Here is a 25461-nt window from a genome sequence, read left to right on the forward strand (position 1 = left end):
CCGGGCCGGTCTGCGGCTCCTGGGGTCCCGATCCACTGTCTTTCAGGCTACGCCCGCAGCGCGGCGGCCGGCAGGGTAGAAAGGACCGGGTCCGTCAGGGCTGCATGAGGCCGTGACACGGGTGCTGGGCCCGCCGTACCCTCAGAGGAGGGCAGGTGTCCGGTGCAGCAGGTGTCCGGTGCAGGAGTCTCGATCGGGGCGGTGCCCCCAGCGGATCCGAGGAACCATGGCCCAGAACAGCGAACCAGACGCCCGGGCCATTCGCCCGAACCGCGTGGTCAACAGCTATGTGGCCCTCCAGAGGCAGGTGCGGGACGCGGGCCTGCTCGACCGGAGGCGCGGCTACTACATTGTGCTCTTCGCGATCCTGGCCATCGCCTGGGCCGGCAGCTGGACCGGCTTCGCGCTCATCGGACCCTCGTGGTACCAGCTGCTGATCGCGGCTGGACTCGGGATCCTGATGACCCAGTTCGGATTCCTCGCCCATGAGGCCGCGCACAGCCAGGTCTTCGCCTCCTGGGCGGCCAACGAATGGTCCGCCCGCCTCATCGGCAACGGGCTCACGGGAATCAGCTATGCCATGTGGCAGCAGAAGCACTCGCGTCACCACTCCAACCCGAACGTGATCGGCAAGGATCCGGACATCAAGCCCGGGACCATCGCCTTCCACGACGCGGCTGCCGCCGCGCGGCCCCGCTGGCTCCGATTCGTCACCCGCCACCAGGGCTACCTGCTCTTCCCGCTCCTGCCGTTCCTCGGCTTCGCCCTGCAGGTCGACTCGTTCAGGTTCCTGCTCCGACGGGCCCCCGTGCAGCGCAGGGCAGTCGAGCTCGCGATCCTCACCGCCCGCGTGCTGGCAGTGCCTGCCCTGGCATTCTGGCTCCTCCCCCCGGGCATCGCCGCCGCGTTCATCGGAGTGCAGCAGGGCGTCTTCGGCTTCTACATGGGCGCCACCTTCGCCCCCAACCACAAGGGCATGAAGATCTTCTCAGCATCCGCACAGGCGGACTTCCTCACCCGCCAGGTCATGTCCTCGCGCAACATCCGGGGCGGGCGCATCATGGACGTCCTCATGGGCGGCCTCAACCACCAGATCGAGCACCACCTCTTCCCGACCATGCCCCGGCCGGCCCTGGCCCACGCCGAGAGCCTGATCCGGGCCCAGTGCGCCCAGCAGGGCATCCCCTACACCGCGACGAGCCTCGTGGCCTCCTACGGGATCATCATCAGATACCTCAACGCCGTCGGCCACGGCCTCGGCACCGTCTTCGAATGCCCCCTCGCCACCCAGCACCGCCCCAACTGAGCGCCCCGCGCCAGCTGACCGCCCCGCGCCGGCCCTCGAGGCGAACCCGATCCGGCCACCGGCCACGACGCGAGGGGACGCCCTTCCAGCATCGGGGAGTCGATGACAGCGCCGGGGAGGCCGGCGAGTTGATCAAGGCCCACCAGCAGCGTCCGGGGCGGAAACAGGTCTAGTGTCGGGCGGCGTGACGCCCGGGGGTGAGACGCCAAGACAGCGTGGCTCCTTGCCCCGCCACCGCTGCAGGGGCTCTGACCGGCGCATCATGTCAGCCAGGTACCCTGGCCGGTGTGGGCGTCGGGCCGCAGTACAGCTGCCAGAACACGGGTGAGGGCAAGGTCGGGCAGGAGAGTCGGGTTGGGCCACGGCCTCTCGACGATCCTTCGTTGCCGCCGCCGGTTCCGCGCCGCGGGAGGGCGGAGAGGGCTGCGACGGATGCCGGGGGTCTCTTCAAGGGCCCGCTCGTGGCGGCCCGCAGGGCCTCTGCGGAGGGCGACCCAGTTTCAGCAGGTGAAGCGGACTCCTGCGGCGAGGGCCTCCACGGCCTCCCTGCGGTCCCGTTCGAGCAGTACCATGGCTTCGAGCTCGGAGCGCCGCTGGCTGTGTTGCGCCAGGGATGCGATCGAGACGTCCCGGAACAGGCGGGCAAGCTCGCCCGCCAGACCGGCCCTGAGCTGTTCGAGGTTGGTGTGCTCCACGAGTAGGCGCCGGCCGGCGATGGCGAGGTTGACGCCTTCGTAGCCGGCGTCACGCAGCCGCCGAACGGTCGAGGGGTCTTGGATCAGGTCGATCTCGTACGGCTCGGCTCGCCTGCTCAATGCGACCATGACGGTGTACTTCGACGGGCCGCGGGCGGTGCCCAGATTCCAGGGCAGGGCACTGGCGACGATCGCGTTCAGGGCAATTGCCTGCTCGGGCAGGCGGGGGGCACGCTCGGTGACGGATTCCCTGGTGGTGTCCATGGTCGTTCCACGTCCTTCAGTCGTTCTCTGGATGGCCCTGCGGGAGCCCGCGGGGCGGTCGCTCACGGCAGGGGTGCCGGAGGGTTCACGGCTGGAGGTTTCGCTGGAGACGTGTCGTCGGGCGCCTGCCGGCGCCTCCCCGAAGAGGTGGTGGCAGAAGGACGGCGGGCTCCCGTATCCCAGTCTACGCGCTCTCCGCATCACGGAAGGGCAGGATCGGAGGCGCGGTGCAGGCAGCAGCGGGCAGGCCCGGGGGGCTCGCGGCGGGTCCGGCGGTACGCTGGGGGCATGGACTACACCGGCTCGCCCCGGGCGCCCAGGGGCGGGGGCCGGGCGCTTCCCCTCACCGCGCTGGGCGATGTGCTCGGGGAGGAGTTCTACAGCCACCCCGAGGAGCACGGATTCGGGGAGTGTGACGAGGAGACCATGGAGCAGCTGCGCCGCGTGCGCCAGGATCCGCAGGCCAGGGTGCGCATCTACCGGGCCCTGCCGCCCGGGCTCGGCCAGATCAACCGCGGGGACTGGGTCACCCTCTCCAGGGACTACGCACGCCAGCACGCAATGCGGGATGACGTCGCCGCTCGGGACTGGCCCATCGTCCAGGCCGAGGTCAGCGCCCGCAGCGTCTTCACCGACGGTAGGGACCTGGACGAGTACGGCTACGACGGGCCCTCCCTCGCCGGCCTGCTCGACCAGGGCCCTCAGGCGGACCCCGGTCCCCAGCGACCGCACGGCCGGGAGGAAGACTGGCCCGAAGGGCGCTGATGGCCCACGGCCCGCTGACCCTCGGCTGCGGCCGCCGGGCCCCGGCACGCAGCGAGTCCATAGTCCCGCCACTCGTCCACCGGACTGCCTGCCCGAGAGCCTCGGCGAGGAAGCGGTGGAGGCAGCGGCACTTCGGCCGAGGTCGCATGCATACTGGAATCTGGGCTCCGGGCTCTCGCCTGCCCCGTTTGCCTCGACGATCGGTTCAGGCCCCGGGCCGGGGCGCCATCGTTCTGGCCGGCCCCCTCCCGGCGAGGAACAGCCTGATGGCGCCGCCGGGCTGCGCCGGGTGTTGCCCCGGCGTCAGTGCCGGTTCCTTGCACTGTTCGCCCTGCGCCGGATGAACTGCTGATCCTTCGGGGAGAGGGCGGCCTCTCCGTGGGGGTCGGTGACGAGTGGGGCTCCGTCGGCGTCGCTGATGGCGTTCGCGAGCGTGCGCGGCAGCATGATGGTCCCGGGATTGTCGAGGAGCCACCGGCGGGTCTCCGGGGTCAGCGAATCCCAGCGTTCTTCGACAGTCATTGCGTGCCTTCCTTGTTGATTGTGCGACGGTTCGTCATCTGCCTTCCGCGGCCCGGCGGTCCGGCGGCTACCCGCTCCAGAGGTCTCCGGCCTCAAGGCGTGCGAGCTGGGCTAGGGCCTGTTCCTCGCCGAGCCCGGCCCTGATCAGGTCGTCGAGCATCTGCTCCCGGCGGCGCGGCGTGTACAGGTCGGTAGGATCGGCCTGCGGGGGCAGAGGGGGCAGATCGCCCCAGGGGCTGTGCGGCGCCGGCCCCCGCTCGGTGCGCCCATGCCGGCGTGGAGTGTGGGACGTGGCGGCCGCAGGTGCCGTGTGGTGGCGGGGCACGTGCGCTTGGGTGTCCTTCATCGGTCTTCTCTCCGGCGCGCGAGGATGACGGGGCATGGTCCGCGCAACCGGCGACGGCTGGTCCGGCCTTCCCCTCTGCCTGCCACGATCCACGACATGACCCGCCCCTCTGGAGGGCCAAAAGTCCCCGGGACACGATTCCGGCCTGACCCACCACTCAATCGAGATGGCGCTCTCGATTGGGTGGTCGAGACTGTCGGGGAGCTGTCGAGGGACATCCCATGCCACCTTGGGCTACGGGGGTGAGGGGTGGGGTCCAGAAGACGCTGGGTCTCCAGGTGGGGTGGCGCGGTTGGACCCGTGGGAAGAGGCCGAGCAGTCGGTGGCCGAGGCCGCCGGTGCCTACGCACAGCTCGAGGCGGCTTGGGAGTCCTGCTGGTCGTCCAGGCCGGGGAGGACGTCCCCGCATCTGTCCAGTTCAGGGACCGGGGCCGGCCATTTCATCGCTCACGCGAGGAGCCCGGTGCCGGGTGCGCTCCTGTCGTTCTCGTGCTGCCTGCCGCATCTGGCCCGGGCGCTGACGAGCCTGCAGGCGTTGGGCATCCGCCCGGATGACCCATGGCCCAGGAGATCCTTCTCATGGACGACGCACTGGAGCTCCCGGTACCGCTGGGTGTCTCCGTCGTCGTGAACGCCCACCCGGACCTGGTGCTCTTCCAGCGCATCCGAGACGGCGAGCCGATTGCGACCGTGCCCCGGGAGGACTTCCGGGACGCGCTCGACCTCGACCCCAGATCATCGCAGCCCTCCGGATCGACCTCACCGCAGGCGTCCCGTGGCCCGTTGCCGGTACGGAGTCATGCGCGGCGGGTCCTTCGCCTCTGACCCGGGCCTGCCGTGGGTCCGAGAGTTGGAGGCGGGGGATCCTGGCGCCAGAAGGAGAGGATCATGCTTCGGACAGCAGCGGTGGCTGGGCCCGCGTCGGGCATCGGCCGCGCTGCCCGGGCCGAGGCCGTGCGCTGCCACGGCGGCGGCTGGATCCACTCGGCGTACGCCGTCGCAGGGATGGCGGTCCCGATGTCGGCGAGCGTCGCCGTCAACTCCTTCGGAACCCTCGCCACGCCCGAGGGACTCCGCTTCCTGCTGTCGGGTCGGCCTCGGCGAGGACGGCCCCGGTCTGCTCTGTAGCGGCGCCCCGGCGGGCGATGCAGACCCTGGTCCCGCCGCTGGCCGCGGGGGAGGCGCCGAGCGGCGCAGTCCTCCGCAGCGATTCCACCTCGTGATCCCCTTGCGCTCCCGCGCCATACTCGCGGGCATGGCACCCGCGCACATGCCCTCGGAAAGCCCGAAGGAGGGGCAGGCCATGGCAATCACTTCCCCCCAGACGACCCCGCTCCGACGGCGCCGGCGAAGGCGCCTCAAGGTCGCGGGTGCGGCGGCCGCAGTCCTCCTCTTCGTCCTCGGTATCGACGGCACGGACGTGTGCCCGCTCCTGCTGGTCCTCGCAACAGCCTGGGCCCTCCAGGCCAACGAGGTCCGCAACGGCCGCAAATGAGCTGCTTCGCAGGCCCGACCACTGTCGAATCGGGATCCTGGCCACACGGCACATCCTCTGCCCGGATCTCCCGGGCAGGACCCCGGGTCCACCCGGGGAAGGAGAACGAAACGGAGAACATGATGAAGAAATGGATCCGCTGGGAAGACTACGTCGCGGGAGCCTGCGGCCTGTATACGGCCCTGGCAGTCCTGTGGACCGCGCAGACGTCGATGTCGAGGACCCTGATGCTCGTCTTCGGCATTGTGCTGATCGCCACGGCGGTGCTGAACCTGTCGATGCCCGGCACACCGTGGCTCGAGTACGCCCAGTGCGCCGCGGGCGTGGTGCTCTTCGCCTCGCCCTGGATGGGCGCCTACTCCGACCACACCGGTGCGGCGTGGACGTCCTGGATCGCCGGGATCATCGCCGCGGGCGTGACCGTGGCGGCCATTCGGCCTGCCATGGAAGCGCACCACAGGATGATGCCCTCCCACTGAGGGCATGGCTGAACCGAGAGCGGCCGTGAGCGCCCTCCCAGCAGTCACCTGCTGGGCCAGGGCCCGGCAGCAGGCACGCGTTCATCGGCAAGTGGACATCGACTTCTGGGACTGGGCGCTCTGCTGCAGGGTCCCGGCACCGCTCAGGTGCCGGGACCTTCTGCCGTCTGGCCCGGCACTAGAGTGGGCTGGTGATCCCCCTCCTGGTCGTGCTCGGCGTGCTCGGCGTCTCGGCGTCCGGGCCGCTCATCGCCGGAACGCTCGCGGGCACGTCCGTCACCGCGCTCGCGATCGCGTTCTGGCGCAACGCGATCGCCTCGGTCGTCATGGCGGCGCCGGTCGCCGTGCGGAGCCCGGGCCAGTTCCGCCGGCTCACCCGGCGCGACCTCCTCTGGTCCTCCCTCGCCGGGGCGGCCCTCGCCTTCCACTTCGTGTGCTTCATCCTATCCCTGACGCTGACCTCGGTGGCGGCGTCGACGGCGCTCGTGTGCCTCCAGTCCGGGTGGATCGCGGTCTTCTCGGTGCTGCGTGGGCGGAGGCTGCCCGCCGCCGTCCTCGCAGGCCTCGGGCTCGCGTTCCTCGGCGTCGTCGCCATCACCGGCCTGGACCTCGGGTCCTCCCACGAGGCGGTGCTCGGAGACCTCCTCGCCCTCGCCGGGGGCATTCTCGCTGGCCTCTACACGATGGCCGGCGGAAAGGCCCGGCAGACCATGGGCACCGGGACCTACACCGCCCTCTGCTACGGGGTCTGCGCCGCACTCGTGGCCGTCATGGCCCTCGCGACGGGTCAGCGGCTCACCGGGTTCGAACCCGCCGGCTGGGCGGGGATCCTCGCGATCACGGCGGCGGCGCAGCTCGTCGGCCACACCGCGTTCAACCACCTCGTCGCGACCCTGAGCCCTCTCGTCGTCTCGATGTTCATCCTGCTGGAGATCCCCGGTGCGGCACTCCTGGCCGCCATGTTCCTCGGGGAGGTGCTGCCGGGCGGGACCTACGCCGGGCTGGGGCTCATCCTCGCAGGGCTCGCCGTCGTCGTCCTCGGCCAGCGGCGGAACCGCCGCGAACCGCGGACGGCGCCTGAGCTCGGCGCGGACTGACGCTACACTCCCCCGCGCTTGACCGGGGGCTGGTTGGCCGAGTGGATGGCGCGCAAGAGCTTGGCGGGGTAGTAGACCGAGAAGATCACTGCCATGGGGGCGCGCAGCGCGATCTTCTTGATGTTGTGCGCCTTGTACGTCCGGTCGAAGCGCTGCACGTAGTACCGGTAGTCCTTCGGCGAGTCCTCGAGCCGCCGCGCGGACATCCCCGAGACCATGTCGGGCCAGTACTGGATCTTGAGGCCGCGCTCGGCGAGGTGCAGGGAGAGGTCGATGTCCTCGTGCATCTCGTCCTTCTCGTCCCGGCAGGTCGAGTCGCGGATGGCCTCCCATGCTGTGCGCCGGATCGCCATGTTGGAGCCGAACAGGAAGTGGTACTCGTGCCGCGAGAGCTTGAGGAGGAGCTGGCGCATCTTGTCGTCGGCCTTGAGGCCGAACCGCCGCATCGGCATGTCGTAGTAGATCACGGGCCCGGTCGCTGCCTGGACCGAGCTGTCCATGAACGCCCGCTGGACCTCCTCGACCCAGTCGGGCTCGAGCAGGGAGTCCGCGTCGATGCGGCCGAGCACGTCCCCCGTGGCCGCATCGAGGCCGAAGTTGCGGGTGGGGATCAGCCCCTGCTCCCGGTCCTGGGTGAGGAGGATGATCCGGGACTCGGGGTACTCGGACTGCAGCTGGCGCACGATCTGCGCCGTCGAGTCCTTGGACATGTTGTCGACCACGATGATCTCGTGCGCCGGGACCGACTGGTAGATGGCCGCGGTGACGCACTGGCGGATGACGCTCTCCTCGTTGTACGCCGGCACGACGATCGACACGCTCGGCGGCTCGGAAGCAGCCGCCGTGGCGGGGAGGGCAGGGTCCGGGGACATCACCACAAATCTAGCAAAGGCCCCCGCACTGTGGCGGCGTGGGGGCCATCCCGCCCTTGGATGACGGGGCATGGAAAACGGGCGCGGAAGACGCAGCCATGGCGTCTCCCGCGCCCGTCTCAGGGGGAGGAAGAGGGCGTCAGGCGCCCGGGGTCTCCTTGCCCTCCCCGCCGTTGGACGCGGCGTGGATGTTCTTCATGGCCGTCGTGGCATCCGGGGCGACGTGCTTGCCCTCGCCCGCCGCGGCGTTCTCGGCGGCGTCCTTCTCCGCGGCCTCCTCGCCGGCCTTCTCGCCCTCGAGGACTGCGGCCTGGCCGGCGTCGAGCTCGGCGGCCGCCTCCGCCTCGGCCGCAGCCGGGGCCTCGTCGACCGGCTTCTCAGCCGTGACGACGCGATCGGTGGTCGGGGCGCCGCCGGCGGGAACCGGGGACGGTGTGGCCGCGCTGCCCGTGGCGCTCGACGCGGTCGGCGCGGCCGGCTGGGGAGCCGGGGTCACCGGGGCGGGGGTCTTCCACGGGTCCTCCACCGGCTTGGCGGCCTTCCATGCCGCGACACCGGCAGCGACTGCGGCCGTGATGACGCCGAAGATCAGCAGGCCGCGGCCCTTCTTCTTCGGGGCCGGCCCGGAGATCTCCTTCGCGGCGTTGCGGACCGCCTTCTGGGCGGTGCTCACCGCTTCCTTCGCGGCCGCATCGGCCTGGCGCACCACGCCGGAGTCGGCGAGCCTCTGCGCTACGGCATCGACCCGTTCCGGGGCGGTGGAGAGGCCGCGGTTCACGGAGTCCGCCGCGTGGGCGATGCCCTCCGAGATCTTCGGGAGGTACTCGTCGGCGGCACCCTTGATCGCCGGGACCGCCCGGTCCACCGCGTGGTGGAGGTGCGGGGCGGCGCTGTCCACCGCGTCGGTGATGCGCGGCGCGAGCTGGGAGAGGCTGTCCTGGATCTTCGGCGTCACGGTGGCCACGCCCTCGGCGATGTTGTGCGCCGCGGACTTGATGCCTTCCTGGATCCGCGGGGACGCCGAGTCGAGTCCCTGCTGGATTCTCGGGACGGCCCACTGCACTGCCGCGTCGACACGGGGCTGGGCCCAGTCGCGGGCGTTCTCGACGCCGGCGCTCACATTCTGCTGGACGTCGCGGGCAAGCGACTCGGACGCGTTCAGGCTCTTCTCGACTGGTTTCTTCACGGCTACCTCCGGGAGTCTGCTGGACCAACGCCAGCCTACGTGCCACACGTGGCATAGGCTACGGTCACACGGCCGGAGCGCCCGCGGCGTTCCCGGATTTCACCGAGCGCGGAACCGTACCCGCACCCGGAGACGGGCCGCTGCCCCGTGGAAGAATGGCCGCCATGAGCGCAATCGCAACTGCCAAGGCAACCATCCACACGAACCACGGCGACATCGTGGTCAACCTCTTCGGCAACCACGCCCCGAAGACGGTCAAGAACTTCGTGGGCCTCGCGACCGGCGAGCAGGCCTGGACGCACCCCGAGACCGGCGAGGAGAAGACGGGCACGCCGCTCTACAACGGCACTGTCTTCCACCGCATCATCAAGGACTTCATGATCCAGGGCGGCGATCCGCTCGGCAAGGGCATCGGCGGCCCGGGCTACCGCTTCGATGACGAGATCCACCCCGAGCTGAACTTCAAGGAGCCGTACAAGCTCGCGATGGCGAACGCCGGCATCCAGGGCGGCAAGGGCACCAACGGCTCCCAGTTCTTCATCACGACGGTCGACACCAGCTGGCTCTACGGCAAGCACACGATCTTCGGCGAGGTCGCCGACGACGCGTCGAAGAAGGTCGTCGACGAGATCGAGGCCGTCCGCACCGGCATGCAGGACCGCCCGGTCGAGGACGTCGTGATCAGCTCGATCGACATCGAGCAGCTCTGACCGGCCGACATGACTGAAGGAAGCCCGGCGGCCGGCCCCGAGGCCGTCCCCGTCTGCCCCCGCCACCCTGACCGCGTCTCCTACGTGACGTGCCAGCGGTGCGGCCGGCCGGCGTGCCCCGAGTGCCAGCGGCCGGCCGCCGTGGGCTTCCAGTGCGTGGACTGCGTCCGCGAGCTCTCCGGCGCCGCGCGCGCCCCGCAGACGATGTACGGAGGCCGGGCACAGCCCGGGAGCCGGCCCGTCGTCACCATCGGCATCATCGCGGTGTGCGTGCTCGTGTACGCGCTGCAGTGGATCATCCCGGGGAACGCCGTCTATGTCGACTTCGCCTACGCGAACTCGGCCCCCCTCACCGCGGCGGAGCCGTGGCGCATGCTCACGAGCGCGTTCCTCCACTCGCAGGGCTTCGTCCTCCACATTGCCCTGAACATGTACATGCTGTGGCTGTTCGGCCAGGCACTCGAGCCGCTCCTGGGCCGGGCCCGGTTCCTGGCCGTGTACCTGCTCTCGGCCATCGGCGGGTCGGTCGGATTCCTGCTGCTCGCCCCGGGGCAGCCCGTCGCCGTCATCGGTGCCTCGGGGGCGATCTTCGGCCTGTTCGGCGGTCTGTTCGTGGTGCAGCGCCAGCGCGGCGGGGACGTCCGCCAGCTCGTCGTGCTGATCGCCATCAACGCGGTGCTCGGCTTCGTGGTCCCCGGGATCGCCTGGCAGGCGCACCTGGGCGGCCTGGTCACCGGGGCGTTGACGACGGCGGCCATCGCCTACGCGCCGCGCGGGCGCTCCCGCGTCGTGGTCCAGATCGGCGGCCTCGTCGGGGTCGCCGTCCTCCTGGTTCTCGCGACGGTCGTGAAGGTCTCGAGCGGGCCCGCCCTCGGGGGCATCTCGCTGTAGCTGCGCCGGGCGGCCCGTCGCCGTGGCACCCCTGTGGAGGTCATTTCTCCACAGGGGTTTTCCACATCTGTGCACAAGCGCTCCGAGCGCTGCCGGGAGCCGTAACCCCGCCGCGGCGCGGCCGGGGCGGTCCGTGGGGAAGCCTCGGGGGCCCGTCCGGCGGTGCCAGTCCCCAGCCTGTGGACAAGATGCGGCCGCGCCTGTGGACGGTGGTGGACTCAGGCTCCGCCCGAGGCGAGGAGTTCGTCGAGCCGCTGGTAGCCCTCGTTCATGCCGTCGGTCATCCCGGCGGCCAGCATGGCGTCCCGTGCCTCGACCGTCTGGAAGGACGAGTGGACGCTGAGCCGGCACCGGCCCCCGTCGAGGTCCTCGAGGACGGCGGCGTCGAGGGAGACGTGCCCCGGGGCACCCTCGAACTCGAAGGTCTGGACCATGCGGCGCGGTGCGGTCAGCTCGTGGAAGGACCCGTGGAAGCTGTAGCCCGTGCCCTGGGCGTCCGTCTGGGTGAAGCGGTACGAACCGCCGCTGCGGGCATCGAAGTGGTCGATGACCGTGGTGTAGGCGCGGGGACCGATCCACTGGGCGAAGAGTGCGGGATCGGTGTGCGCACGGAATACGCGCTCCGCCGGGGCGTCGAACTCCCGGACGACGTCGACGAAGGGCAGCCCGGGTTCGGCGGTCACGGTCGAGGCCTGGGTGGCAGTCATGGCTGGTGTCCTCTCTGCTGCGCGGCGGTCTGGTCCGCCTCCCGTCCGCCTTCGTGCTCGGCCTGGGCTGCGAGGACGGCATCGAGGCGACGGTACTTCTCCTCGGTGCGCACGCGGTAGGCATCGATCCACGCGGCCAGCGGGCCGAAGGCGGTCGGTTCCAAGTGGCAGGGGCGGCGCTGGGCGTCGCGGCTGCGGGTGATCAGGCCGGCGTCCTCGAGCACCCTCAGGTGCTTGGAGACGGCCTGGAGGGTCACGGCGAACGGCGCCGCGAGCTCATTGACCGTGGCGTCCCCCAGGGCGAGGCGCGCCACGAGCCTCCTGCGGAGGGGATCTGCCAGCGCCGCGAAGGCACGGTTGAGCTGGTCTTCCTCGGTGGGCGTCACGGGCGGGGCGGCGTGCATCCTGCTCGACCTCCGGTGTGCGCCGCGTTTCGGGAGCGCACCATCAATGCCTCGGTTGTTCAACCGATCGGTTGAATACAATCACGCTACGCCGCCCCTGCGGTGCCGTCAAGGGTCTTCCGTCCACAGGGGATATCCACAGTGTGCGTAACTTACAGGGGTGTAGTTCGGGGCGCGGGGCGCGTCGTCCCGGGTCCTGTCCGCCCATCGCGTGCCCGGGGCCGCGACTTGTCCCCACCCTGTGGATAACTCTGGGCATAACGCTGTTGACAACGGAGAGGGGCTCCTCCCCGATGTCGGCGGCCCGGCGTAGGCTCGGCCTTAGGAGGTAGTTGGCGTGAGCAATCTTGAACTCGACCCGCCCGAGACCCTCTGCGCGGACGAGCCTGCCGCGCAGGGGATCGAGGTCATCGAACCCCGGGATGTCCCCCTTGGCGGACCGCGGGCCATGCCCGTGCGCCGCACACTCCCGTCCCGGCAGCGCTCCCTCGTGGGCGCCTGGTGCTTCCTTGACCACTACGGGCCCGACGACGTCTCGGCCACCGGCGGCATGCGGGTGCCGCCGCACCCGCACACGGGACTCCAGACCGTGAGCTGGCTCTTCACCGGCGAGATCGAGCATCGGGACAGCGCCGGCCACCGCGCGACGGTCCGGCCCGGCGAGCTCAACCTCATGACTGCAGGGCGGGGCATCAACCACTCCGAGTACTCGACCCCGGGCACGACCACGCTGCACGGGGTGCAGCTGTGGACGGCGCTCCCTGGGCCGTTCCGCTCCGCCCCACCCGGATTCGAACGGTACGTGCCCCCCGCCATGGCACTCCCCGGCGCGGACGGGGGCCGCGCGGGAGAGCTGAGGGTGTTCCTCGGAGCCCTGCATGGATCGGCCTCCCCCGTGCGCACCTACACGGCGCTGCTCGGAGCCGAAGCCGTCCTCGACGCGGGGAACGCGGCAGTGCTGGAGGTGGCGGAGCAGTTCGAGCACGCGATCCTCGCCGACGGCGGGGCCCTCGAGGTCGACGGCACCGCGTTGGGCGAGGCGCACCTGGCCTTTCTCGCGCCCGGACGCGGCCGCATCCGGCTCGCCAATCCCGGGCCCCGGCCCGTGCGGGCCGTGATCCTCGGCGGACCGCCGTTCCCCGAGGAGATCACCATGTGGTGGAACTTCGTGGGGCGCTCGCACGAGGAGGTGGCGGCCTTCCGCGAGGCGTGGAACGGGCAGCTTGTGGGCCGGGGCCCGGCGGACGACGGCGAGCCGTTCGGTCCCGTCGTCGAGCTCACCGGGGGCGAGGCGGCGCTGCCTGCTCCCCCGCTGCCCAACGTCAGGCTCCGGCCGCGGCCGCGCGCGCACGGCATCCAAGGAACAGTCGAGAAAGAGGCATCCATGACCCTGCAGGAATCCGAGAGGCAGTCCGGGAAGACGGAGTTCGTCCACGCGGACCAGAGGCACCGCTACGAGGTGCATGTCGGAGGGGTGGTGGCCGGCTTCACACAGTACCGCGAGAAGGAGGGCGGCTCCGTGTACGCCTTCGACCACACCGAGGTGGCCGACGGCTATTCCGGGATGGGCCTCGCGAGCAAGCTCGTCACCTACGCACTCGACGACGTGCGCGCGGCCGGGCGCCGGATCCGGCCCTACTGCCCCTACGTCCGGGCCTTTATCAAGCGTCACCCCGACTACGCGGATCTCGTCGAGGACGGGTTCGTCATGGACGAGGGCTAGCTTGTCCACAGGGTTGTCCACGCCGTGGATAACTCACACGGCTGTAGTTCCCCGCGGAGCGGGAGTATCCACCGGTTTTCCCACAGCCTGTGGATAACTCGGCGCCTGCTGTGCACACCCGGTGAACAACCCCGTCCCGCCCGTTTCGGGTACGCATCTCGTCGCACTTTCGCCGTTCCGGGTACAGCTCCCCTCGCGGTCCCCGCTCCGGGCACAACCCTCCGGCTAGCATGGCGTGATGAAGCCCAGCCCGGACGGACGGCCGCCAACGGGCGGTGACCGGCCCGTCGCCCTCATCACGGGCGTGGGGCGCACGGTCGGAATCGGAGCCGGGATCGCACGCGAGCTCGCGCGCCAGGGATGGGACCTCGCCCTCTCCTACTGGAGCGCCTACGACGGCCGCATGCCCTGGGGCGTCCGCGCCGGGGACACCGAGGCCATCGCCCACGAGCTGCGCGGGCTCGGTGCCTCGGTGGCCGCGATCGAGGCGGATCTGACGGATCCCGCAACGCCTGAGCGCCTCCTGGCAGAGGCCGGGAGGGACCGGCCGGTGAGGGCTCTCGTCCTCAGCCACGCGGAGTCGGTCGATTCGGCCCTGCTCGACACCCGGACCGAATCCTTCGACCGGCACTTCGCGGTGAACGCCCGGGCCTCCTGGCTCCTCGTCCGGGCCTACGCCCAGCAGTTCCCCGCTGAGTGGCACGGCGCCGGGCGCATCGTCGCGCTCACCTCCGACCACACGGTCGGGAACATGCCCTACGGGGCAAGCAAGGGCGCACTCGACCGCATCGTCACGGCGGCCGCCCGGGAGCTCGCGCCGCAGGGCATCGCGGCCAACGCCCTCAACCCGGGGCCGGTCGACACCGGCTGGATGGACGACGCGACCCGGGATGCCCTGAGCGCCCGGCAGCCCTGGGGACGCCTCGGCACCCCGGCCGACGTCGCCGGTGTCGTGGCCTTCCTCCTGAGCGGCCCGGGCGGCTGGGTCAACGGCCAGCTGATCCACGCGGACGGCGGCTTCTCAGCCCCGTGACCCTCCATGCCGCATGCGGTATATGCCCTCTGGAGTACCGTCAGACGGCCTGCCGCGGCTCCGTGCCCGCGCCCTGGGGCTCGGCCTGCCCGTCCGGCCCGGACGGGCCGTGGTCCCCCGCCCCTCCGCAGGCCGGTTGCGGAGGAAGGCAGCGAGCACGATCGCGGCGACGCCGGCGGCGGCAGCGACTAGGAACGCGGCGTGGAAGCCCGCCATGGCCGCGTCGGTGGCGGGCATGGACGCGCTGGCTGCGTGCGCCGTCCCCGCCATCACCGCCACGAGGAGCGCCGTTCCGGCGGCCCCGGCCACCTGCTGCAGCGTGCTCAGGATCGCCGAGCCGTGGCTGTACAGCCGCGGCGGCAGCGGGTTCAGCCCGCTCGTGAACGTCGGGGTGAACAGGAAGGCGAGCCCGAGGGACAGGACGATGTGCAGGCCCATGACCAGCCACACCGACGTCTCGGCGGTGATGAACGCCAGCGCCCCGAGGACCGCGGTGATGAGGGACGTCCCCGTCAGCGTCAGCGGCACCGGGCCGACCCGGTCGAACCAGCGGCCCACGGTGGGGGCGAGGAGCCCCATGACCAGGCCGCCCGGCAGGAGGAGCAGGCCGGTCCCGAGTGTGTCGAGCCCGCGCAGCTGCTGGAGGTAGAGCGGCAGGAGGATGACGACGCCGAACAGCGCCATCATGCCGACCATGAGCAGCGCCGTGGCGACCGTGTACATGGGGTACGCGAACGCGCGCAGGTCCAGCAGCGGTGAGCCGGAGCGCTGCAGCGCGAGCTGGCGGAGCACGAAGGCCGCCAGCGCGGCGGCGCCGACGAGGAGGGGCGCCACGGGGCCGAGGCCGCCCGATCCCTCGCCGCCCAGCTGGCTCAGTCCGTACACCACGCCGCCGAAGGCCGGCACCGACAGCACCACGGAGAGGGTGTCGAGGGAGCTCCGCTCACCGCCGGCCGCCCCCCGCAGCTTCGCGGCGCCGAACAGCAGCGCGGCGATGGCGATCGGCAGCACGGCGAGGAACATGAACCGCCAGGACAGGAACTGCAGGATCAGCCCGGAGAGGGTGGGTCCCACGGCGGGAGCCACCGAGATGACGATGCTGACGGTGCCCATGACCTGGCCGCGCCGCGGGACGGGGATCAGGGTGAGGACGCTCGTCATCAGCAGCGGCATCATGATCGCCGTGCCGCACGCCTGGACCACGCGGGCGAGCAGCAGCACGCCGAAGCCCGGGGCCAGCGCGGCGAGCAGCGTCCCGGTGCTGAACAGGCTCATCGCCAGGATGTACACGGCGCGGGTGGACAGCCGCTGGAGCAGGAAGCCGGTGGTCGGGATGACCACGGACATCGTCAGCATGAACGCGGTCGAGAGCCACTGGACCGTGGGCGCGTCGACGTGCAGCTCGGCCATAAGCCGCGGCAGCGCGACGTTCATGATCGTCTCATTGAGGATCACCACGAAGGCCGCGATGACCAGCACGGTCACGATGAGCCGGCTCTCCGGGCTGATGGGATGAGCCTGGCGCGGCGTCGCGGGGTGTGCGGCGGCCGACGGCGAGGGGTGCTCGGGTGCGGAAGGCAACGGTTCTCCTGAGGTGCTTCAGGGAAGGACAGGGGTGCGGCGGCCCACGGGGCACGCCCGGCGCAGGAGCCGATGCGGAGTCCAACGCGGGGAGGGCACCAATTCTTCCAGAAGGTGGGCGCATCGGACAGGCGCGGAACGGCTCAGGCGCCGCGGATGCTCCGCGCCCGGTAGCCGAGGACGGCCGCCGCGAGGAGAGCGGCGGTGATGGCGAGGATCCAGGCGACGGGTGCCCAGTCGGCGTCGGCCGCGGTGACGCGGGGGATGACATGGAACGGGCTGGTGTCCAGCAGCCAGTCCGGTGCCTTGAGCACCGGGCCGAAGACTGTGACGAGGAGCCAGTACACCAGGAGGAGCCACGCGATCCAACGCAGCAGCGGGGCGGCGCCGACCAGCGCGAGTCCGGCGGCGGTCGCGAGCCACAGCGCAGGGAGGGTCGCGAGGGTCTGGCGCACGATGTCGCCGGCGCCGATCGGGGCCCCCGTCGCATCGGAGGTCGCCGCGAGCACGGCGCCGCCCACCGCGAAGGTGGCCGAGGGCGCGAGGAGCGCGGCCACGGCCGTGGGGACGAAGTAGCCCTGCCGCGAGACGGCGGTGGAGAGGAGCCACTCGGCGCGGCCCTCCTCTTCCTCGGCGGCGAACCGCGCGGCGACCTGGATCCCGAGGACGGCCCCGGTCAGCGCCAGGATGAGCAGGAGCAGCGAGACGAACGTGAAGGTCAGGTCCGCCTCCGTCGCCGCGTGCGCGGCGAGGAGCTGGCGGATGAAGGCGTTGCCCTCGTAGAAGTCCCGCAGCGTCCCGGTCACGAGCCCGTAGACGAAGCCGAGGAACACGAAGGCGGCCGTCCAGGTCAGGGTCGGCGCCCGGTAGAGGGCGGCGGTGTGCCCCCACACCCCCGCGCGCCACCGGGTGGGCCCCGGACGCTCGTGGACCAGTCCGGCGCCGTAGTCCCGCCGGCCGGCCAGCCACGCCCCGACTCCTGCCGCCGCGGCGCCCGCTGCGACGAGGAGGGCGAGCGGTGCCGGGCTGAGCTCCGTGGCCGGCCGCACGAGCTCCGCCCAGCCCAGCGGGCTCGTCCACAGGGCCCACTCCCCTCCCGTGAGGGTGTCCGCGAGCCCGCGCACCACGTAGGCGAGGACCAGGATCGTCGCCGCAAGCGTGTTGGCCGTGCGGGCATACGAGCCGATCTGGCAGGTGACCGCGGCAATGCCCGCGAACGTGACTCCCACTCCGCCGATGAGCGCCCCGAGTGCGAAGGACTCCTGTGCGCGGGCGCCGGACACCGCGAGGGTGCCACCGATCACGAGGGCCACGGCCGCGGAGGCGATCCACGCGAGCAGGACCGCGGCGGCGAGGCGCGCGTGCTGGCCCACGGCCCCCGAGTCGATGAGCTCGGCCTGCCCGGTGTCCTCGGCGGCCCGCGCGTGCCGGGTGACCGCGAAGACGGCCATGAGCGCGGCGAAGAACATGCCGAAGACCTGCATGCGCCACGTCGTGAAGCCGAAGGGGTCGTCCAGGCGGTCCGCGGGGCCGAGGAGGAGCATGAACGCCGGGTTGGTGCTCAGGGTCTGCTCGAGCGAGCGCGCCTCGTCGGGGCCCGAGAACACGGTCGAGTAGCTGTTGTACACGGTGAACGGGAAGAGCGCGATGATGAGGACCCAGGGTGCGAGCCGGAGCCGGTCGAGCCGGAGCGCGAACAGGAGCAGCCGCCCGGTGCCCGCGAACCCGCTCACGGCTGCTCCTGCCCCGAGCCGCCGCGGTGGCGACCCCGCGCACGACGGCGAGCGGCGGCGTCGTGCGTCCCGCTCTCCTTCCCCTCGGTGCCGGGCGGGAGGCGGTCGCCGTAGTGCTGGAGGAAGAGGTCCTCGAGGCTCGGAGGGGTGACCGTCAGCGCGCGCAGGCCGTGGGCGGCGAGGGCGTTCATGGCGAGGCCGAGCCCCTCGCCGTCGACGCTGAAGCGCACGCGGCCGTCGTCGATGCGCAGGTCCGCGACGCCGGGCAGCGCCGCGAGGGCGTCGGGACGGGCCGCGCCGTCCGCGAGCGTCGCGGCGACGGTGGTGCGGGCGCGGACCTGCATCTGCTCGAGCGTGCCGGTCTCGATGACCCGGCCCTGGCGGACGATGCTGATGCGGTCCGCGAGGGCCTCGACCTCGGCCAGGATGTGGCTCGAGAGCAGCACGCTCCGTCCCGCGGCCTTCTCCCGCCGGATCTCCTGGCGGAACAGGGCCTCCATGAGCGGGTCCAGGCCAGCCGTGGGCTCGTCGAGGATGAGGAGCTCCGCGCGGGAGGCGAGGGCGGCGACGATCGCGACCTTCTGCCGGTTGCCCTTCGAGTAGGCGCGGCCGCGCTTGGACGGGTCCAGTTCGAACGTGTCGATGAGCTCGGCCCGGCGCGGCTCGTCGAGGCCGCCGCGGAGGCGTCCGATGAGGTCGATGGCCTGCCCGCCCGTGAGGGAGGGCCACAGGCTCACGTCCCCGGGAACGTAGGCGATGCGCCGGTGGAGGCGCACGACGTCGCGCCAGGGATCCCCGCCGAGCAGTTCGACATGGCCGGCCTCGGCCCGGAGGAGGCCGAGGAGGATCCGGAGCGTGGTCGACTTCCCCGCACCGTTGGGCCCGAGGAAGCCGAGGACCTCGCCCTCGCGGACCTCGAGGTCCAGCCCGTCGAGGGCGCGCACCCTGCCGAAGGTCTTCGTCAGGCCCGTGATGCTGACCGGGGCGACCATGTGCGGGCCCTCACGCGAGGTCGTAGACGACGAGGGTGGTCCCGGGCTCGAGGCGTGCCCCCGTGGAGCGGTACGTGGCCAGGGCCGCCTCATTGCCCTGCTCCGCGGCCGTCCACATGCCGTAGCACCCGCCCTCGCGGGCGATCTCCGCGAGGGCGTTGACCAGGTGCGAGGCCACGCCGCGGCGGCGCCAGCCCTCCGCCACGGCGAGCTCGTAGAGGAACATCTCGGTGCCCTTGTCCGGGTGGGCGGTCTCGACGCCGCTGACGAACCCGACCGCCCGGCCGTCCGAGTCCTCGGCGAGCAGCAGGTGGTGGCCCGGCCGGGTGAGGAACTCGCGGGCGCCAGCTTCGGTGATGGGAGCGTCGAAGAGGTCCGAGGCCGCGGTGAGCCGGCCGGCGTCGTGCGGTCCGAGGCGGCGGAGTGTGATGTTCGGCGCGTTGTCCGCATCCACGGCCCGAGCTTACGCGTTCCGCCGTGGAAGGTGAACGGCGGGCGACCCCAAGCCCAACTGCAGCTTGCTAGACTCGGACAGCTGAGCCACCCACGGCTCGCCACCCCACAAGACAGCCCGGTACGGACGCAGCCCCCCATCGCGCCCGGAAACGGCGTGCGCCCGAAAAGAGGAGATCCCCGACCTCATGACCGCTTTGGCCGAGCCCGACTACTACGACGACTTCGACTCCGACTTCCGCTCCGAGCTCGACGCGAAGTACGAGGAGGGGTTCGGCTACAGCCCCGACCCGGAGGACGAGGACGACGACGGTCTGGACGACCTCTTCGCAGGCATCTTCGACGACGACGAGGACGACGACGAGGAGCCCGTGAGGGCCAAGGCCGCGCCGAAGAAGGCCGCGGCGGCCAAGGCGTCCTTGGGATCGCCCGCACCCAAGGGGGCCACCGCCAAGGGCAGGCCGGCCGCGTCCGAGGTGACCGTGACGACGATCGCCGAGCGCCGTGCCGCCGGCGGCCAGACGCCCGCTCCGGTGGCTGCTGCTGTCTCGGTGGCTGCTGTCCCTGCTGCGGCTGCGCCGGTTTCCCCTGCCCCGGCGCGCGCGCACCAGCCGGCCCCCGCCCCTGCGGCCGAGCCGGTTCCTGCCGCGGCGGCCGACGAGGTCGTCGCCGCCGCCCGCCGCGCCGCCGAGAAGGCCCGGGCGGCCGCCGATGAGGCCGCCGCCGCGGCGAAGCAGGCGGTGGCCCACGCCGTGGCCAAGGCCGCTGCGGCGAAGGCCGCCGCAGCCGAGGCATCCGCCGCGGAGCAGGCCGCCCAGGCCGCCCTGGAGGCGTCGACGGCCGCGGAACAGGATGCGGTGCGCGCCGCAGCGCAGCTCGAGCTCGTGCTCGCCGCGCCCTCCGGGGTGACCTCGGCGCAGGAGGAGGAGCCCGCGCAGGCCGAGGAAGAGCCGGCCCAGGCCGAGGAAGATCCGGCGCAGGCCGAGGAGGAGCCCGCCCAGGCCGAGGAGGAGGCTGTGGGCGCCGCGGATCCGGCGCCCGCCGACCCCAACTTCGCGCCCCACATCGCCCCGGTCAACCAGCACGTGGAGTTCCTGCGCCGGCTGCGCCCCGGCTTCGAGGTCCCCTACGTCGACCCCATGCACTCCGTCGACGAGTGCCGGATCGTGAGCCTGTTCTCCAACACCGGCGAGGCGAGCCCCCGCGGCTACGTCTGGGCCGGCGATGACGCCGCCGCGACCCGCCTGCTCGGCCTGCAGTACCAGCTGGGCCTGCGGCCGGAGTGGATCATGCCGTGGAATGCCTACCCGTGGTTCACCCCGGGCGAGGCCAACGGCAAGCTCACGCCCGAGCAGCTGCACGCCGGGCTCAAGCCGCTGCTGACGTTCCTCAAGACCGTCCCGCGGGTGTCCGCGATCGTGGCCCACGGCACCGAGGCGAACCGCCTCGCGCAGATGCTCCTCAAGACGGACAACCCGCTCATCTGGCGCCGCGGCCTCAAGGTCTACAAGGCCCGCGCCCTCCACGGGCGCGCCTTCGCGGGCTCGAAGGAGCGCCAGACCGAGTGGCTCATCGAGATGGGCCGCGCCTACGCCGACGCGATGGCCCGCGCGGGCCTGCAGACCGGCCGCTCGTAGCGCACAGGGGACCGCGGAGCACCCCAAAGACACGGAAGCGGACGACGGCGGCCTCCCGGCCGACGTCGTCCGCTTCCGTGTGTGGTGGTGACTACTTGCTGCGGGGCTTGCGCAGGTGCGCCACCGGATCGGAGTCCAGGGCGACGGCCCTCTTGGCCTTCTTCGCCGCGCGCTGCTCCTTGATGGTCTTTGACGGTTTCTTGTGGGTTTCGGGCTGGTGAGGCTGCTTGTCAGGCATGTCAGAGCTCCTTTGATCGTCCCCCGATTCACATGACGATACGCCGGTAGGATGCTGGGCACCATGCCTCCTTCCAACGCACCTGCATCGTCCCCCTCAGCGGTGAGGATCGACTCCTGGCTGTGGGCCGTGCGCGCCTTCAAGACGCGCTCTGCCGCCACCGCCGCCTGCCGCGCGGGGCACATCCGGCTCAACGGCAACCCGGTCAAGGCCTCGCAGACCGTGGTCCCGGGCGACACGATCCGGGTCCGGCAGCCGGGATTCGAGCGGATCCTCGAGGTGCACGTGCTGATCGTCAAGCGGGTCGGCGCCGAGGCGGCCTCGAGGTGCTACACGGACCACACGCCCGAGCGGCCGCCCGCGCCGTTCCTCGGCCTGCCGCAGCGCGACCGCGGCGCTGGCCGGCCCACCAAGAAGGACCGGCGCGAGATGGAGCGGCTGCGCGGGCAGCAGGCGGAGTAGGCCCCTTGAGGGTTCTGCCGGGCGGATCTGGAAGGATCGGGGGATGACCTCAACTCCACGAACGATCGCAGGAACCGACGTCGGCCCCGTGGGCTTCGGCTGGATGAACCTGAGCCAGTCCTACGGCCCGCTGCCCTCCCGCGAGGACGCCGCCAAGCTCCTCCTGCACGCCCTCGACGCCGGCGTGGCCCACTTCGACACCGCCACCATCTACGGCGCGACCGCCAACGAGACGCTCCTCGGCGAGACCCTCGCGGGCCGCCGCGACGAGTTCTTCCTCGCCTCCAAGGGCGGCATGTCCTCGCAGGACGGGCGCCGCGTGATCGACGGCCGCCCCGAGACGCTGCGCGCCCATGTCGACGCCTCCCTCGCGCGCCTGCGCACCGAGAAGATCGACCTGTACTACCTGCACCGCTGGGACCGCACCGTCCCCATCGAGGAGTCCGTCGGGGCGCTCGGCGAGCTGGTCCGCGAGGGCAAGATCGGCGCCGTCGGCCTCTCCGAAATCGGCGCGGAGACGCTGCGGCGCGCCCACGCCGAGCACCCGGTGGCCGCGCTGCAGAGCGAGTACTCGCCGTGGACCCGCAACCCCGAGCTGGGAACGCTGCAGGCCTGCCGCGAGCTGGGAGTCGCGTTCGTCGCCTTCAGCCCGGTGGGCCGCGGTGCCTTCGGCGGAGTGCTGCGCGACCCCGCCGCGCTGCCGGACTGGGACCTGCGCCAATCGATGCCGCGGTTCGACGCCGAGCACTGGCCCGCGAACCTCGCCCTCCTGGACCGCTTCGGCGATCTCGCGCGCGAGGCCGGGTGCTCGCCCGCGCAGCTCGCCATCGCCTGGGTCCTCTCCCGCGGCGAGCACGTCATCGCCCTGCCCGGCACCCGCAGCGCGGACCATCTCGACGAGGACTTCGCCGCGGGGTCCCTGGAGCTCCCCGCTCACGTGCTCGCCGGCGTGGACGAGCTGGTCAACGAGCGCACCGTGTCCGGACCGCGCTACTCGCCGGCGGCGCAGGCCGATGTCGACACCGAGGAGTTCGCCTCCTGACGGGTGATCCGCGTCACGGCGTTGCGCCTTGATGTGGTCCTACCAAGTGGTAGCTTCCCGTTGTCGGCCAACGCAGCCCGGAGCGCGGGACGCGCCGACCTGACCACTGAGGAACACCATGTCGAGCACCCCGAAGACCGGCGCGCACGGCGCGACCACCCTGGCGCCCCCACGGAAGACCCTGATCCAGCGCTTCACCGACCTCTGCGTCCGCTACGTCGAGCGGCTCATGCCGGACCCGTTCCTGTTCGCGGTCATCCTCACCCTGCTCGTGGTGGCCATGATCCTGCTGTGGGTCCCGCACGCGTCGGCCAAGGGGATCCTCGAGGGCTGGTACCAAGGGGTCTGGGGCACCAACAACATCTTCACGTTCGCGCTGCAGATGGTGCTGATCCTGGTCAGCGGCTACACGCTCGCCGAGGCGCCGGCGGTGAAGAGGGGCCTGATCTGGCTGGCCTCCAAGCCGCGGAACCAGATCGAGGGCGCCCTCATGTGCTTCGGGGCCGCCGCCGTGGCGAACATCCTCAACTGGGGCCTGGGCCTCGTGGTCGGCGCGCTGCTCGGCCGCCGGATCTTCGCCCGGCTCTCCACGGCCAACTTCGGGTACATGATCGCGGCCGGCTACATGGGGTACATGCTGTGGACCAACGGGTTCTCGAGCTCGATCGCCCTCGCCAACACCGACCCGACCAGCAAGCTCAACGTCATCTTCACGGCGACCCACCAGCTCGTGCCGCTCGATCTGACCATCCTCCAGCCCTACAGCTGGGTGACCGTCCTCGTGGTCATCGCGGCGCTCGCGCTCCTGATCTGGAAGATGGCCCCGCACGAGACGGACGACGTGGACCGCGACGCTCTCCTGGGCGCCGGCGCGATGGACGAGGATTCGCCGCGCACCGCCCCCGCGCCGGGCGCGCGCCGCTCCTTCGCCGAGCGGCTCGAGGGGCTGTGGATCCTCAACGTCCTGCTCTTCCTCGCGGGAGCGGCCTACTTCGTCATCAGCGGCTTCAACCTCAACATCTCCTCCATGGTGATGCTCTTCACCATCCTCGCCGCGCTGCTGCACGGGACGCCCATCCGCTTCATCCGGGCCTTCACGGACGCGGCCAAGACGTGCGGCCCGCTCCTGCTGCAGTACCCGCTCTACGGCGGGATCGTGGGCCTGCTCGCCTACGCACCGGACGCCCACACCAAGCCGCTGCAGGCGGTCATCTCCGCCTCCATCGTGGCCGGCGCGACCACCGCGACCCTGCCCTTCCTGAACTTCCTCGGGTCCATCATCATCTCCCTCTTCGTCCCCTCCGGCGGCGGCCACTGGGGCGTCCAGGGGCCCATCGCCGTCGAGGCGGCGCGCCAGCTGGGCGAGAGCTCGCCGGCCTACCTCGGCAAGGTCTCCATGTCCGTCGCGGCCGGTGAGGCGGTGGCCAACATGATCCAGCCGTTCTGGCTGCTGCCGGTGCTCGCGATCGCCAAGCTGAGCGTCCGGAAGGTCATGGGCTACACCGTGGCCGCGTTCCTGGTCGGCTTCGTCATCTTCGGCATCGCGATGCTGGTCATGCCGCATGTCTGAGCAGCAGCCGGCCAGCAGCATCGCCGAGGCCGCAGAGACCCTGCTGGCGGCCATCCGGGAGCGGGAGCCGGCCCTGAGGGCGTTCGCGCACCTGGATGATGAGGCGGTGCGCCGGGCTGCCCACGGGCTGGACGCGGCCGGGGCGGAGGGGCTGGCGCTGCGGGGCCTGCCCGTGGGCATCAAGGACCTCATCGACACTGATGACCTGCCCACGGAGTACGGCTCCGCCATCTACCGCGGGCACCGGCCGAGGAGGGACGCAGCCGTGGTGCGCCTCCTGCGGGCCGCGGGAGCCCTCCTCGTGGGCAAGACCGTCACCACGGAGTTCGCCCTGTTCCAGGCCGGCCCTACGCGCCATCCGCTCGATCCCGGCAGGACTCCCGGAGGCTCCTCCAGCGGCTCCGCGGCGGCCGTTGCCGCCGGCCTCCTTCCGGTGGCCCTGGGCACCCAGACCGCCGGTTCGATCACCCGCCCGGCCTCGTTCTGCGGCATCGTCGGATTCAAGCCGACGTTCGGAGCCATCGACCGGGACGGGGTGCTCCCGGTCAGCGGAACGCTGGACACCGTGGGCCTGCTGGCCCGCGACGTGGCGGCCGCGGCCGCGGTCTTCGATGTGCTGCGCTCCGACCGGTCCGCCCCGTCCGAGGCGGAGCCGGCAGCACGGCCGACGATCGGGTTCGCCCGCCCCCCCGAGTGGGACCAGGCGGAACAGTCCACGCGGGACGGCATCGACGAGCTGAAGCGGCGGCTGCCGGACGCCGGGTTCGATGTCCAGGACGTCGAGCTGCCGGCGAGCTTCGCCGGCCTCGTCGGGGCCCAGAACACCATCATGGAATACGAGGCGGCACGGAGCCTCGGCCCGCGCTGCGAGGGGAACTGGTCGCTCGTGAGCCCCCGGCTGACCGAGCTCCTGCGGCGCGGGGCCTCGATCCCGGAGCGGGACTACCGCCGGGCCCTGCAGCTCGCCCACGAGTGCCGGAGCGAGCTCGGCACGGTGTTCCCGCACCTCGACGCGCTGCTCGTTCCCGCCGCGCGCGGCGAGGCGCCCCCGGCCGAGGACGGCACCGGCGACCCCGTCTTCTGCCGAGCGTGGACGCTCCTGGGCTGCCCGACCGTGTCCCTGCCGCTGCTCACTGGACCCTCGGGACTCCCGGTGGGTATCCAGCTGGTCGGCGCGCTGCACGACGACGACCGTCTGCTGGCCGTGGCGGCCCGCCTCGAGCGGTGGCACGCCGGCGAGGCGTAGGGGGACTTCTCC

The 25461-nt window shown here is 71.7% G+C and carries 28 protein-coding genes; 16 read left to right on the forward strand and 12 right to left on the reverse strand.

Features of this window, described 5'->3' with window-relative positions:
• Window positions 1-226: 226 nt before the first annotated feature.
• The gene (locus SA2016_RS00090) at window positions 227-1306 is read left to right on the forward strand and encodes a fatty acid desaturase family protein (protein ID WP_066494099.1); all 1080 of its coding nucleotides are present in this window, start codon (window positions 227-229) and stop codon (window positions 1304-1306) included.
• Between the two features lie 500 nt (window positions 1307-1806).
• Here SA2016_RS00090 and SA2016_RS00095 read toward each other — a convergent pair whose 3' ends face one another.
• Window positions 1807-2265, reverse strand: a complete 459-nt coding sequence (locus SA2016_RS00095) for a hypothetical protein (RefSeq protein WP_066494101.1) — start codon at window positions 2263-2265, stop codon at window positions 1807-1809.
• A gap of 288 nt (window positions 2266-2553) precedes the next feature.
• On the opposite strand from SA2016_RS00095, the gene SA2016_RS00100 reads away from it, so the two are divergent.
• Complete coding sequence (locus SA2016_RS00100; RefSeq protein WP_066494104.1) at window positions 2554-3030, forward strand: hypothetical protein; 477 nt, start codon at window positions 2554-2556, stop codon at window positions 3028-3030.
• Between the two features lie 303 nt (window positions 3031-3333).
• On the opposite strand, the gene SA2016_RS00105 is transcribed toward SA2016_RS00100, so the two are convergent.
• Both SA2016_RS00105 and SA2016_RS00110 read right to left on the reverse strand, forming a co-directional pair.
• Window positions 3334-3552 (reverse strand): hypothetical protein, encoded by a 219-nt coding sequence (locus SA2016_RS00105; protein ID WP_066494106.1) that lies wholly within the window; start codon window positions 3550-3552, stop codon window positions 3334-3336.
• Between the two features lie 67 nt (window positions 3553-3619).
• Complete coding sequence (locus tag SA2016_RS00110; RefSeq protein ID WP_066494108.1) at window positions 3620-3898, reverse strand: hypothetical protein; 279 nt, start codon at window positions 3896-3898, stop codon at window positions 3620-3622.
• Between the two features lie 579 nt (window positions 3899-4477).
• On the opposite strand from SA2016_RS00110, the gene SA2016_RS00115 reads away from it, so the two are divergent.
• From SA2016_RS00115 to SA2016_RS00135, 5 genes are all read left to right on the forward strand, one after another.
• Window positions 4478-4723 carry a hypothetical protein gene (locus SA2016_RS00115; RefSeq protein ID WP_141305455.1) on the forward strand — a complete coding sequence of 82 codons (246 nt, stop codon included), beginning with the start codon at window positions 4478-4480 and terminating at the stop codon, window positions 4721-4723.
• A gap of 63 nt (window positions 4724-4786) precedes the next feature.
• Entirely contained in the window at window positions 4787-5026 is a 240-nt protein-coding gene (locus tag SA2016_RS00120) for a hypothetical protein (RefSeq protein ID WP_141305456.1), read from the forward strand.
• A gap of 175 nt (window positions 5027-5201) precedes the next feature.
• Window positions 5202-5393, forward strand: a complete 192-nt coding sequence (locus tag SA2016_RS00125) for a hypothetical protein (protein WP_066494114.1) — start codon at window positions 5202-5204, stop codon at window positions 5391-5393.
• A gap of 122 nt (window positions 5394-5515) precedes the next feature.
• Complete coding sequence (locus tag SA2016_RS00130; RefSeq protein ID WP_066501740.1) at window positions 5516-5872, forward strand: SPW repeat protein; 357 nt, start codon at window positions 5516-5518, stop codon at window positions 5870-5872.
• 191 nt (window positions 5873-6063) lie between these two features.
• Window positions 6064-6969 carry a DMT family transporter gene (locus SA2016_RS00135; protein WP_066494118.1) on the forward strand — a complete coding sequence of 302 codons (906 nt, stop codon included), beginning with the start codon at window positions 6064-6066 and terminating at the stop codon, window positions 6967-6969.
• A gap of 2 nt (window positions 6970-6971) precedes the next feature.
• Here the strand turns inward: SA2016_RS00135 and SA2016_RS00140 are convergent, their stop codons facing one another.
• A complete protein-coding gene (locus SA2016_RS00140) occupies window positions 6972-7841 on the reverse strand; it encodes a glycosyltransferase family 2 protein (protein ID WP_066494120.1) in 870 nt (289 codons plus the stop codon).
• Between the two features lie 139 nt (window positions 7842-7980).
• Complete coding sequence (locus SA2016_RS00145; RefSeq protein WP_306505413.1) at window positions 7981-9027, reverse strand: hypothetical protein; 1047 nt, start codon at window positions 9025-9027, stop codon at window positions 7981-7983.
• 164 nt (window positions 9028-9191) lie between these two features.
• On the opposite strand from SA2016_RS00145, the gene SA2016_RS00150 reads away from it, so the two are divergent.
• Both SA2016_RS00150 and SA2016_RS00155 read left to right on the forward strand, forming a co-directional pair.
• On the forward strand, window positions 9192-9737 hold the full coding sequence (locus SA2016_RS00150) for a peptidylprolyl isomerase (protein WP_066501747.1): 546 nt from the start codon (window positions 9192-9194) through the stop codon (window positions 9735-9737).
• A gap of 9 nt (window positions 9738-9746) precedes the next feature.
• Window positions 9747-10628 carry a rhomboid family intramembrane serine protease gene (locus SA2016_RS00155; RefSeq protein WP_066494125.1) on the forward strand — a complete coding sequence of 294 codons (882 nt, stop codon included), beginning with the start codon at window positions 9747-9749 and terminating at the stop codon, window positions 10626-10628.
• Between the two features lie 218 nt (window positions 10629-10846).
• On the opposite strand, the gene SA2016_RS00160 is transcribed toward SA2016_RS00155, so the two are convergent.
• Both SA2016_RS00160 and SA2016_RS00165 read right to left on the reverse strand, forming a co-directional pair.
• Window positions 10847-11335 (reverse strand): SRPBCC family protein, encoded by a 489-nt coding sequence (locus SA2016_RS00160; RefSeq protein WP_066494128.1) that lies wholly within the window; start codon window positions 11333-11335, stop codon window positions 10847-10849.
• The gene (locus SA2016_RS00165; protein WP_066494131.1) at window positions 11332-11739 is read right to left on the reverse strand and encodes an ArsR/SmtB family transcription factor; all 408 of its coding nucleotides are present in this window, start codon (window positions 11737-11739) and stop codon (window positions 11332-11334) included. The genes SA2016_RS00160 and SA2016_RS00165 overlap by 4 nt, the downstream gene beginning before the upstream one ends.
• A 337-nt stretch (window positions 11740-12076) precedes the next feature.
• Here SA2016_RS00165 and SA2016_RS00170 point away from each other — a divergent pair, with 337 nt between their 5' ends.
• Together SA2016_RS00170 and SA2016_RS00175 are read left to right on the forward strand one after the other, a co-directional pair.
• Window positions 12077-13462, forward strand: a complete 1386-nt coding sequence (locus SA2016_RS00170) for a bifunctional pirin family protein/GNAT family N-acetyltransferase (RefSeq protein ID WP_066494133.1) — start codon at window positions 12077-12079, stop codon at window positions 13460-13462.
• Between the two features lie 238 nt (window positions 13463-13700).
• Window positions 13701-14495 (forward strand): SDR family oxidoreductase, encoded by a 795-nt coding sequence (locus SA2016_RS00175; RefSeq protein WP_066494135.1) that lies wholly within the window; start codon window positions 13701-13703, stop codon window positions 14493-14495.
• On the opposite strand, the gene SA2016_RS00180 is transcribed toward SA2016_RS00175, so the two are convergent.
• From SA2016_RS00180 to SA2016_RS00195, 4 genes are all read right to left on the reverse strand, one after another.
• Window positions 14484-16076, reverse strand: coding sequence for an MDR family MFS transporter (locus SA2016_RS00180; protein ID WP_371326639.1), 1593 nt, complete (start codon window positions 16074-16076; stop codon window positions 14484-14486). The genes SA2016_RS00175 and SA2016_RS00180 overlap by 12 nt on opposite strands.
• A gap of 143 nt (window positions 16077-16219) precedes the next feature.
• The gene (locus SA2016_RS00185) at window positions 16220-17809 is read right to left on the reverse strand and encodes an ABC transporter permease (RefSeq protein WP_066494137.1); all 1590 of its coding nucleotides are present in this window, start codon (window positions 17807-17809) and stop codon (window positions 16220-16222) included.
• A complete protein-coding gene (locus tag SA2016_RS00190; RefSeq protein WP_084249189.1) occupies window positions 17806-18801 on the reverse strand; it encodes an ABC transporter ATP-binding protein in 996 nt (331 codons plus the stop codon). The genes SA2016_RS00185 and SA2016_RS00190 overlap by 4 nt, the downstream gene beginning before the upstream one ends.
• A 10-nt stretch (window positions 18802-18811) precedes the next feature.
• A complete protein-coding gene (locus SA2016_RS00195) occupies window positions 18812-19255 on the reverse strand; it encodes a GNAT family N-acetyltransferase (RefSeq protein WP_218030576.1) in 444 nt (147 codons plus the stop codon).
• A 1138-nt stretch (window positions 19256-20393) separates the two neighbouring features.
• Here SA2016_RS00195 and SA2016_RS00200 point away from each other — a divergent pair.
• Entirely contained in the window at window positions 20394-20891 is a 498-nt protein-coding gene (locus SA2016_RS00200; protein ID WP_229710925.1) for a uracil-DNA glycosylase family protein, read from the forward strand.
• Window positions 20892-20982: 91 nt separating this feature from the next.
• Here SA2016_RS00200 and SA2016_RS21680 read toward each other — a convergent pair whose 3' ends face one another.
• On the reverse strand, window positions 20983-21129 hold the full coding sequence (locus SA2016_RS21680; protein WP_169803024.1) for a hypothetical protein: 147 nt from the start codon (window positions 21127-21129) through the stop codon (window positions 20983-20985).
• Window positions 21130-21192: 63 nt separating this feature from the next.
• Between SA2016_RS21680 and SA2016_RS00205 the strand changes: the two genes are divergently transcribed.
• The 4 genes from SA2016_RS00205 (at window position 21193) to SA2016_RS00220 (ending at window position 25449) form a co-directional block, all read left to right on the forward strand.
• Window positions 21193-21591: an RNA-binding S4 domain-containing protein gene (locus SA2016_RS00205; protein ID WP_066494139.1), complete on the forward strand. Its 399-nt coding sequence runs from the start codon at window positions 21193-21195 to the stop codon at window positions 21589-21591.
• Between the two features lie 43 nt (window positions 21592-21634).
• The gene (locus SA2016_RS00210) at window positions 21635-22633 is read left to right on the forward strand and encodes an aldo/keto reductase (protein WP_066494141.1); all 999 of its coding nucleotides are present in this window, start codon (window positions 21635-21637) and stop codon (window positions 22631-22633) included.
• 118 nt (window positions 22634-22751) lie between these two features.
• The gene (locus SA2016_RS00215) at window positions 22752-24203 is read left to right on the forward strand and encodes a TIGR00366 family protein (RefSeq protein WP_066494144.1); all 1452 of its coding nucleotides are present in this window, start codon (window positions 22752-22754) and stop codon (window positions 24201-24203) included.
• On the forward strand, window positions 24196-25449 hold the full coding sequence (locus tag SA2016_RS00220) for an amidase (protein ID WP_066494146.1): 1254 nt from the start codon (window positions 24196-24198) through the stop codon (window positions 25447-25449). Before SA2016_RS00215 ends, SA2016_RS00220 begins: the two co-directional genes overlap by 8 nt.
• Window positions 25450-25461: the final 12 nt, after the last annotated feature.

It is taken from the genome of Sinomonas atrocyanea, assembly GCF_001577305.1.
Classification (GTDB): Bacteria; Actinomycetota; Actinomycetes; order Actinomycetales; family Micrococcaceae; genus Sinomonas; species Sinomonas atrocyanea.